This is a genomic window from Promicromonospora sp. NPDC060271, from assembly GCF_042726755.1.
Taxonomy (GTDB): Bacteria; Actinomycetota; Actinomycetes; order Actinomycetales; family Cellulomonadaceae; genus Promicromonospora.
This window is the reverse complement of sequence record NZ_JBHXBG010000073.1, coordinates 17,216-27,305: the sequence shown is the minus strand read 5'-3', so window position 1 is coordinate 27,305 and position 10,090 is coordinate 17,216. Positions and strand designations below refer to the sequence as shown.

The following is a 10,090-nucleotide window of genomic DNA, read 5'->3' as shown; positions in this document are numbered from 1 at the left end:
GGTCACCCGGGTGACCTGGGCGTCTGACACGTCCGATAATGGCCCGGTGACTGCCCAGACATCCCCCGCCCGGTCCGTCGATCCCGTCCAGCCCTCCGTGGTCCCGGACGCAGCCCGCGCCCACGCCGAAGACCTCGGCACCTTCGTGGCCGCGTCGCCGTCGTCCTACCACGCGGCGCAGGAGGTGGCCCGGCGCGCGGAGGCGGCCGGCTTCACCCGCCTGGCGGAGGACGCCGCCTGGGCGGTGACCCGCGGCGGACGCTATGTAGTGGTCCGCGACGGCTCGGTCATCGCGTTCACGGTGCCCGACGGCGCAGGCCCCACCACCGCGTTCACCATCGTGGGCGCCCACACCGACTCGACGGGCTTCAAGCTCAAGCCCAAGCCGACGACGCACGGCGCCGGCGGCTGGTGGCAGGTGGGCGTCGAGGTGTACGGCGGGCCGCTGCTCAACTCGTGGCTCGACCGCGAGCTCGAGCTGGCCGGGCGGATCGTCACCCACGACGGCACCGAGCACCTCGTCCGCACCGGCCCGATGCTGCGCATCCCGCAGCTCGCCATCCACCTGGACCGCGGCGTCAACGACAACGGCCTCACGCTCGACAAGCAGCGCCACACCCAGCCCGTCTGGGGTCTGGGGGACGCGCAGAGCGCGGACGTCCTCGCGGCGCTCGCGGCGGACGCAGGCGTCGACCCGGCGGACATCGGCGGCTACGACGTGGTGCTGGCCGACACCCAGCCGGCCCGGGCCTTCGGCGCGGGCGGGGTCCTGTTCGCGTCGGCGCGGCTGGACAACCTGCTGTCCACCCACGCGGGGCTGACGGCGCTGCTCGGCCGGGTCCGGGCGGGCTCGACCGGCGCCGCCGGGGGTTCGATCCAGGTGTTCGCGGCCTTCGACCACGAGGAGATCGGCAGCGAGTCCCGCTCCGGCGCCGCGGGCCCGTTCCTCGAGGAGGCGCTGGTCCGCGTCTCGGCGGCGCTCGGCGCCACGGCGGAGGACCGGGCGCGGGCGTTCGCGGCGTCGCTGCACGTGTCGTCCGACGTCGGGCATGCGGTGCACCCGAACTACTCCGAGCGCCACGACCCGGCCAACCGTCCGGTGGCGGGTGGCGGCCCGATCCTCAAGATCAACGCGAACCAGCGCTACGCGACCGACGCGCACGGCGCGGCGGCCTGGAGCGTCGCCTGCCGGGACGCGGGGGTGCCGACCCAGGAGTTCGTCTCCAACAACGTGCTGCCGTGCGGATCGACCATCGGACCGATCTCCGCGACGCGTCTGGGCATCCGGACTGTGGACATCGGGGTGGCGATTTTGTCGATGCACTCGGCGCGTGAGCTCACCGCCGTCGTCGATCCGTGGTACCTGACGCGCGCGATGGAGGCCGTTCTCGCACGCTGAAACGCCGAATCCTCCCGGAACGGGCCGCTAGCACGGTTAATCGGAGTGACCTGGGCTTATGCATGTTTCGTTGGTTCTGTCCGGGTCTACAATTTACGTAATTCGGGCGCGAGTTGGACGTTTGTCCAAAAAAGATCCCGGCTGACCTGCGAAAACGTACGCTCTAAGTTGGCCGTCGGTCTGGAAGAAAATACCTAGTACCGTCCGGATGCAGTGACCTCAGGGGGGTGATACCACTGTGGTCATCCGAGCCGTAACCTCGGCAAAAGAGAAATGCCGGACCCCAGGAGCCCCCGTTGCCTCGTGCCACCGTTCGCACTTGTGCCCGATGTGGTTGTGTACTCAGCCGCTACAACTCCGAAGCTCGCTGCGCCGCGTGCAGGCGCACCGAGTCAGTGCCCGTGGTCTCACTGCCCAGCGTGCCGCCGCGGGTCTGGCAGGACGAAGCCGTCCGGTCAGCGCTTGCGGACTGGGACTTCGGGCAGGTCAGCCGCATGGTGCGGCAGCTCGTCCCGCTTCGTCAGGAGGACGTGGCGGCCCTGACCGGATTGAGCCAGTCCTACCTGTCGATGCTCGAGTGCGGTGACCGCCGCCTCACCGACGTCTCCCGCGTCGTCCAGTTCCTCACGGGCCTCGGCACGCCGCCGGACCTTGTCCGCCTCCCCCTCCCGGGGATCAGCCCGCTGCCCGACGCCGCAGCTCCCGCACGCACCGCCGCGTCCGGTCAGGCCGCAGCGGTGCCGGAGCCGGTGACGCCGACGGCCCCCGACCCGGCGCTGCCGTGGACCGCCGACCGCATGCTCACCGCTCTCCGCCTGGCGCACGTCGCCGACAACACGGCGGACTGGCTGCCGACGGACGCCAACGGCCCTGTCTCGGCCACTGCGATGAGCGAGGCCGCCGGGACCGACACGCCGCGTCCGGCGTCCGGCATCGCGCTGAACTCGATGATCCAGAGCTGGGACGCCGAGCAGGCCGAGCCGCTGCGCCGTGCGACAACGGGCACCCGCGTCTCGCTCGAGCTCTGCGGCCACCTGCAGGGCACGCTCGACGAGCTGCGCGTCATGGACAAGGGCTCGGGCAGCGGGGCGGTGGCCGACCTGGCCCGCGCCCACCTCGCCCTGGTGGTCCGCGTCCTGGAGCGCAGCACGTACGACGAGGTCACAGGCCGCAAGCTCGCCGCCGTCGCCGCTGACACCGCCACGCAGGCGGGCTGGTTCGCGTTCGACGCAGGCCGCACCGACACGGCTCGTGCCTACATGCTGGCCGGTCTGCGCGCCGCGCACGCCGCGGCCGACGACCGGCTCGGCGCGGGTGCGCTGTCCTACCTCGCGATCCACGGCTACTCCAGCGGCGACCCGCGCGACGCGGTCCGCGCCGCCGAGGCGGGCCGACGCCGGATCGCCCGTCTCGACGCACCCCACCTGGCGGCCACCCTGCTCACGCGCCAGGCTCGCGGCCACGCCGCGGCGGGCGAGGGTGAGGCGGCGCGCCGGGCCCTCGGCGAGGCCTCGGAGCTGTGCGCCCGCGGGCGCGGCGAGGACGACCCGCACTGGCTGTACTGGATGAACGAGGGCGAGATCCACGGGCAGTCCGGCTCGGCGCACCTGGCGCTCGGCAACACGGCGCGAGCCGTCGAGAGCTTCCGGCATGCGATCCAGGCCGAGCGCGCGGGGGAGCGCCGCACGCACGGGCTGTTCCTGAGCCGGGCGGCTCAGGCGCACGCCAGGGCCGGCGACCTCGACGCCGCGTGCGCCACCGGCGAAGAGGCGGTGAGCATCGCGGAGACCGTGCAGTCCGCGCGGCTGCGGGAGCACCTGCGTGACCTGTCGGCCGACCTCCGGCGCGGCGGTTCGTCGCGCCGGTCCGGGGTGGGCGCCCGGGTGCTGACCGAGCGGATCGCGGCACTCACGTCGTGACGGCACCGGTCACCACCGGCGGTGACGCCAGGGCCCTGGTGCTCTGGGACATCGATCGGACGCTCGTCTACGTCGGGGAGGTGGACCGGACCGCATACCGGGAGGCGTTCGCCGAGGTCGTGGGACGACCCGCCGAACGCCTCCCGGCGAAGGGCACCGGCGTGACGATGCCGCTGGCGATCCGCGGGCTCCTGGAGGACAACGGGGTCGGCGCCCACGAGGTGGAGGCCCTGCTGCCCCGGATGCTCGAGGCGGTGCCGCTGCGCTTCGCCGCGCACACCGAGGACGTGCGGAACCTCGGCTCCGTCCTGCCCGGGGCCATGCAGGCGCTCAAGGCGGTCGCGGCGGAGCCCGACCTGGTGACGACCGTCCTCACGGGCAATCTCGAGGCGAACGCCCTGATCAAGCTGCGGGTCTTCGGCATGGACCGGTACGTGGACGCCGCGGTGGGCGGCTTCTCGTCCGACGACGCGCACCGGCCCGCCCTCGTGGCGGTGGCGCAGGGCCGCGCGGGCGAGCGGTACGGCGGCGTGTTCGACGTCGGCAACACGGTGATCGTCGGGGACTCGCTCGAGGACGTGCGCACCGGGCTCGAGGGCGGCGCGCGCGTGATCGCGGTGGCATCCGGCACGACGCCGGCGGACCGGCTCGTCGAGGCGGGCGCCGACGTCGTGCTGCCGGACCTCACGGATGCCGCGCGGCTGCTCCAGGAGATCCGCGAGCTCACAACCGGTGCGGGGCTCCGCTAGACGACCCCGCCGACATAGTGACTGGCGTCACATGTGGGTAGACTCTGGCTTCTTCCCGCCATCGACGTTGCCGGTGGGACGCATTAGGCCTTGCACGGGTCAACCCCGTGCAGGGCAACACACTTTCTGGGGTACATCCCCGGAGCTCGTCGAGGAGGACGAATGCTCGAAGACGGCATTGTTTTCGGCGCAGGGAGCTACACCACGGTGGCGGTGATCGCCGTCATCGCGGCCGCCGCCCTGGTGTGCGCGTTCGTGCTGCGCCGCCAGGTGCTCGCCGCGCCTGATGGGACCGCCAAGATGCAGGACATCGGCCAGGCCGTCCAGGAGGGCGCCTCCGCCTATCTGAAGCGGCAGTTCCGCACCCTGGTGCTGTTCGCGGCCGTCGTGTTCGCGCTGCTCTTCCTGCTGCCGGGCGAAGGCGGCGTGCGGGTCGGCCGATCCATCGCGTTCCTGTTCGGCGCCGGGTTCTCCGCGGCGATCGGCTACCTGGGCATGTGGCTGGCGGTGCGGGCGAACGTCCGCGTCGCCGCGGCCGCCACGCGTCCCGGCGGCCGCGCCGAGGGTGCGCGCATCGCGTTCCGCACCGGCGGTGTCGTCGGCATGTCCGTGGTGGGCCTCGGCCTGCTGGGCGCCGCGCTCGTCGTGCTCGTGTACGACGTCGACGCCCCGGCCGTGCTGGAGGGCTTCGGCTTCGGCGCCGCGCTGCTCGCCATGTTCATGCGTGTCGGCGGCGGCATCTTCACCAAGGCGGCCGACGTCGGCGCCGACCTGGTCGGCAAGGTCGAGCAGGGCATCCCTGAGGACGACCCGCGCAACGCCGCCACCATCGCGGACAACGTGGGCGACAACGTCGGCGACTGCGCAGGCATGGCGGCCGACCTCTTCGAGTCCTACGCCGTGACCCTCGTGGCCGCCCTCATCCTGGGCAAGGCCGCCATGGGCGAGCAGGGCCTCGTGTTCCCGCTGATCGTCACCGCGATCGGCGCGCTGGTCGCGCTGCTCGGCGTCTTCATCACCCGGATCCGTGGGGCCGAGAGCGGGCTCGCCGCGATCAACCGCGGGTTCTACATCTCCGCGGTCGTCGGTGCCGTGCTGGCCGGGATCGCCGCCTTTGCCTACCTGCCGTCGTCGTTCGACCAGGTGCCCGGCACGGCTGACCTCTCGGGTGTCACCGCGGACCCGCGCGTCGTCTCCGCGCTCGCCGTGCTCATCGGCGTCGTCCTCGCCGGCGTCATCCTGTGGGTGACCGGCTACTTCACCGGTACCGACAAGAAGCCGACGCTGCACGTGGCAGCGACCTCCCGGACGGGCGCCGCGACCGTCGTCCTCTCCGGTATCGGCGTGGGCTTCGAGTCGGCCGTCTACACGGCCGGCATCATCGCCGCCGCGATCTGCGGCGTGTTCCTGCTGGCCGGCGGCTCGGTGCCGCTCGCGCTGTTCCTGGTCGCGCTGGCGGGCTGCGGCCTGCTCACCACTGTCGGCGTCATCGTCGCGATGGACACGTTCGGCCCGGTGAGCGACAACGCGCAGGGCATCGCCGAGATGTCCGGTGACGTCGACGAGGAAGGCGCACAGATCCTGACCGACCTGGACGCCGTCGGCAACACCACCAAGGCGATCACCAAGGGCATCGCGATCGCGACGGCGGTGCTCGCCGCCACCGCGCTGTTCGGTTCCTACGCCGACGCCGTGTCCCACGCGCTCGCGCAGGTCGGGAACGTCGGCACCGGGCTGGTGACCTCGATGCTCAGCTACGACATCATCTCGCCGGTCACCCTCGTCGGCGTGATCCTCGGCGGGGCCACCGTGTTCCTGTTCTCGGGGCTCGCGGTCGACGCCGTCACGCGCGCCGCCGGCGCCATCGTGTTCGAGGTGCGCCGCCAGTTCCGCGAGCACCCGGGCATCATGACGTACGAGGAGCGCCCCGAGTACGGCAAGGTCGTCGACATCTGCACGCGGGACTCGCTGCGCGAGCTCGTCACGCCGGGTCTGCTGGCGGCGTTCGCGCCCATCGCCGTCGGCTTCGGCCTCGGGGTGGGGCCGCTGGCCGGGTTCCTCGCCGGTGCCATCGGCACGGGCGTCCTCATGGCGATCTTCCTGGCCAACTCGGGCGGCGCCTGGGACAACGCGAAGAAGATCGTCGAGGACGGCAAGTACGGCGGCAAGGGCTCCGACGCCCACGCCGCGACGGTCATCGGCGACACCGTCGGCGACCCGTTCAAGGACACCGCCGGCCCGGCGATCAACCCGCTGATCAAGGTGATGAACCTGGTCGCCCTGCTGATCGCCCCGGCGGTCGTGGCGATGAGCATCCCTGCGGACGCCAACCACGTGCTCCGGATCGGCATCGCCCTCGTGGCGGCGGCCGTGGCGTTCGGTGCCGTGATCTGGTCCCGCATGCGGGCCTCGCGCGTCGACTCGGAGCAGCAGGCGGAGCAGGACCGCGCGGAAGCGGTCGTCTGACGCCGGGGTAGAGCGAGGTCAGCGAAGTAGAGCGCCTGTCCGTGTCTCCCCGGGTCAAGCCGGGAGACACGGACAGGCGCTCTGCTTCGCGCACCTCGCTACTGGCCTACCCGGCCGTCTATGCACTCGCGCAGCAGGTCGGCGTGGCCCACGTGGCGGGCGTACTCCTCGACCATGTGGACCAGGACGTCGCGGACCGGGATCTCCTTGCCCCTGCGCTGGACGGTCCGGCCGAGACCGTCCTCGGGGAGCGCCTGTATCCACGCGTCGGCTTCCCGCACCTCGTGCCGCCACGTCGCCCAGGCCTCCTCGACGACGGCGGGGTCCGCGACGGCGCCGTCGAAGTCCGCGTCGGGCTGCTCCGCCGTCGACTCGTAGAGCGGCGGCAGGTCGGCCCGGCCGGCAAGCACCTCCTGGAACCAGCCGTGCTCCACCTTTGCCAGGTGCCGCACCAGTCCGAGCAGCGACATGGTCGACGGCGGCACGGAGCGCCGCGCGAGCTGCTCGGCGTCGAGCCCGTCGCACTTCATCTCCAGCGTGATCCGGTAGTGCTTGAGATAGTTCCAGAGGGTCTCCTTCTCCCCGACCGGATGCGCCAGCGCTTCGCGCGGGTCGTCGTCGGGGTCTGTCCACATGTCGGGGTAGACAGTTGCGGCGGTCCATCGCTCGGTGCTCATCACCACAGTGCACCGCCGGGCGACCGCCAGGTCAAACGGCATTCTGGGCGGCGTCGTCCGCGGGGGACCACGTAGCAGACTCTGTGTTTTGTTCCGGTTTGCCCGGGCCGTGGGCCAGAATTGGCCGACTTGCCGCTGGGGAGGCACCTCTTGCTCGTTCGTACTCGTTCACTCGCCGTCCTGACGGGCGCCGCGCTGACCGGCGTCGCCCTGGTGGCGGGGTCGCTGACCACACCTGCAGCCGCGCAGTCCTCCGGTGCGCTCGTGGCGGGGCACGCGGTCACAGGGCTGGCGGCGGGGCTCGGCCGGGGCATCGAGGCGAACATCCTGGCGGGTCCGACGGCGGACTCCGAGGACCGCCCGGCCGATCCGCCGGCGCCGCTGCCTGCGCGGGGCGGCGACCCGCTGCGCATGCCTACGTCCTACCCGTACCAGCCGGAGCTGCGCGTCTTCCCGCCGGACGCGGCGGAGGCCACCGAGCTGAACGGCACCGTGAGCCATGCGGACCTCGCGCCCCACCTGACCAGGTTGATGGAGCGGAGCGACCGGGTCTCCACGCAGGTGGTGGGCAGGTCGACCCAGGGGCGCGACCTCTACCTCGTCACGGTGACGGCGCCCGAACGCCGGTCGGAGACGGCCCGGCAGACGGCGTGGCGCGAGGAGATCAGGGAGCGGCCGAGCGCGGCCCTGCGGAACCGCGAGCTGCTGACTGACTACAAGACGCCCATCTGGATCAGCGCGAACATCCACGGCGACGAGTGGGAGGGCACCGACGCCGCGCTGCGGGTCGTCGAACGCCTCGCCACGGCCGGCGACGTCGCGACGAAGAGGTTGCTGGAGCAGCACCGGCTCGTGTTCAGCCTCACGCTCAACCCCGACGGCCGCACGCGCGCGACACGCTCGACGGCCCTCGGCCTCGACGCCAACCGCGACATGGTCACGCTCGCCACGCCGGAGGCGCGCTCGTACGTGCGCACGGCGCAGGCGGTGCAGCCGCTGTTCGCGGGGGACTTCCACGGCTACACCGACGTGCTCCAGGTCGAGCCGGCCGGCCCGCCGCACGGCGAGAACTACGAGTACGACCTCTTCCTCCCGCACGCCTACGCGATAGCCCGCCAGGTGGAGGACGACGTCGTCGCTGCCGGGATCGACGGCAACACCTACTACGACCGGGAAACGGGCCAGGTCGTGGCAGGGAACACGGGGTCCATCAAGATCCCGTACCGGGACACGCCGTCGGGCTGGGACGACTACCCGCCGGTCTTCACCGCGCAGTACGCGCTCCTCCACGGCGCCGTGTCCAGCACGGTCGAGCTGCCGATCGACCCGACGGGCAGCACCACCCCGCGGGCGGACGCGACGGTGAACACCGAGGTGGCGGCCACCGTCATGCGATCGATGATCGACTACGTCCACAGCAGCTCGGACTCGATGCTCGCCGACCAGGCCGAGCTGTTCCGCCGCGGGCTGGCCGGGGCGCCCAAGGTCGCGCTGACCAAAGAGAACATCGGCGCGGTCCCCGGACCGGACGAGTGGAAGCCGCTCTGGGACGAGGCCGACGACCAGGGCGCGGTACGTCTCCCGCGCGCGTACGTGATCCCGGTCGGCTCCGGCCAGCGGTCGGCGTCGGACGCCGAGGACCTGGTGGACGCGCTGCTGTTCCACGGCGTCGAGGTGGAACGGCTGGCCGCGCCCACGCGTCTGGCGGGCACCACCTACCCGGCGGGCTCGTACGTGGTCGACCTGCACCAGCCCCTGCGTGGGCTGGCGAACACGCTGCTCGCGCCCGGCTCGGACATCTCGGACGACGTCCCGGCCATGTACGACGTCTCCGCGTGGTCGCCGGCCTACCTCTGGGGCGCGACGGTGGACCGCGTGGGCGTCACCTCCGACGACCCGGTGGGACGGACCGTCCCGGTTCGCCGTGGGGCTCCGCGCGGGAGCGTCCCGGAGGGGGCGAGGTACGTCGCCTTCGACGTGGCAGGAGTGCAGGACCACCGCGCCCTCAACGACCTCCTGGGGCAGGGCGTGACCGTCCGGCTGACTGCGGACGGGCGAGCCGCGGTCGGACCGCGCGGGCTGCGCGCCGCACGCGCCGTCGCGGACCGGTACGGCATCTCCTTCGGGACCGTCTCGCGGGCCGAGTACGCAGCGGGCGAGCGCGGCGAGGACCTGACCGTCGCGTACGCGGGCAACCAGGACGACCGGCTGTCGCTCCTGGCGCTCGGGTTCGACGACCTGGTGCCCGTCTCGGCGGCCCAGATCGAGGCGCGCGCGGCCCGTGGCGACCCCACCGGGCTCGAGGACGCCGACGTGCTGTGGATCGGTTCGTCCCTGGACCTGCGCGTGGGTTCGGCGGGTCACACACGCGTCCTCGCCTGGCTGCACGACGACGGCGCCATCGTCGGCCGCGGAGCGGGCGCGTTCGCCGCCGCGGAGTCGTACGGGCTGGTCAGCGGCACCGCGATGACCGGTGACCCGGCGAGCAACGGCATCATGGCCACCAGGACCCCTGGCGAGGTGCTGGACGACCACCCGCAGGACCACGGCTTCGTCTACCCCGCCGTCTGGTTCACCGACCTGGGCGACGGGACGTCCGCCGAGCTGACCTACGGCGGCCTCCGCGCCGGGTACTGGCCCCTGACCAGGGAACCGGGCGGGCGGGGCTCCGTCATTGGGCAGGCCGCCGCGGTATCCGGCAAAGTAGGACATGCGCGGGCGTTCGTGTTCGGCACCTCGGTCTTCTTCCGTACCCATCCGCGGGGCGGCCTGAGCCAGGCGGCGACGGCCATCCACTGGGCCGCACGGTGACCACCGCGGAGTGACCACCGCGGGGGTCGGGTGCTGCGCTGTCCAGCATTACCGGAGGTATGGGGAAAA

6 protein-coding genes are annotated in these 10,090 nt (G+C 72.3%); 5 read left to right on the top strand and 1 reads right to left on the bottom strand.

The window, feature by feature from the left end; all coding sequences use genetic code 11:
- The first annotated feature begins 46 nt into the window (after positions 1 to 46).
- The 4 genes from ACFWE2_RS13260 to ACFWE2_RS13245 all read left to right on the top strand — a co-directional run bounded on the left by ACFWE2_RS13260 (position 47) and on the right by ACFWE2_RS13245 (position 6,533).
- The gene (locus ACFWE2_RS13260; protein ID WP_377224692.1) at positions 47 to 1,399 is read left to right on the top strand and encodes a M18 family aminopeptidase; all 1,353 of its coding nucleotides are present in this window, start codon (positions 47 to 49) and stop codon (positions 1,397 to 1,399) included.
- Positions 1,400 to 1,800: 401 nt separating this feature from the next.
- Entirely contained in the window at positions 1,801 to 3,318 is a 1,518-nt protein-coding gene (locus tag ACFWE2_RS13255) for a helix-turn-helix domain-containing protein (protein ID WP_377224691.1), read from the top strand.
- Entirely contained in the window at positions 3,315 to 4,067 is a 753-nt protein-coding gene (locus ACFWE2_RS13250) for an HAD family hydrolase (RefSeq protein ID WP_377224690.1), read from the top strand. The genes ACFWE2_RS13255 and ACFWE2_RS13250 overlap by 4 nt, the downstream gene beginning before the upstream one ends.
- 162 nt (positions 4,068 to 4,229) lie before the next feature.
- Positions 4,230 to 6,533, top strand: a complete 2,304-nt coding sequence (locus ACFWE2_RS13245; protein ID WP_377224689.1) for a sodium-translocating pyrophosphatase — start codon at positions 4,230 to 4,232, stop codon at positions 6,531 to 6,533.
- A gap of 98 nt (positions 6,534 to 6,631) precedes the next feature.
- Here ACFWE2_RS13245 and ACFWE2_RS13240 read toward each other — a convergent pair whose 3' ends face one another.
- Complete coding sequence (locus ACFWE2_RS13240) at positions 6,632 to 7,210, bottom strand: DinB family protein (RefSeq protein ID WP_377224688.1); 579 nt, start codon at positions 7,208 to 7,210, stop codon at positions 6,632 to 6,634.
- A gap of 150 nt (positions 7,211 to 7,360) precedes the next feature.
- Here ACFWE2_RS13240 and ACFWE2_RS13235 point away from each other — a divergent pair, with 150 nt between their 5' ends.
- Positions 7,361 to 10,021, top strand: coding sequence for a M14 family zinc carboxypeptidase (locus tag ACFWE2_RS13235; protein WP_377224687.1), 2,661 nt, complete (start codon positions 7,361 to 7,363; stop codon positions 10,019 to 10,021).
- The last annotated feature ends 69 nt before the right edge of the window (positions 10,022 to 10,090 follow it).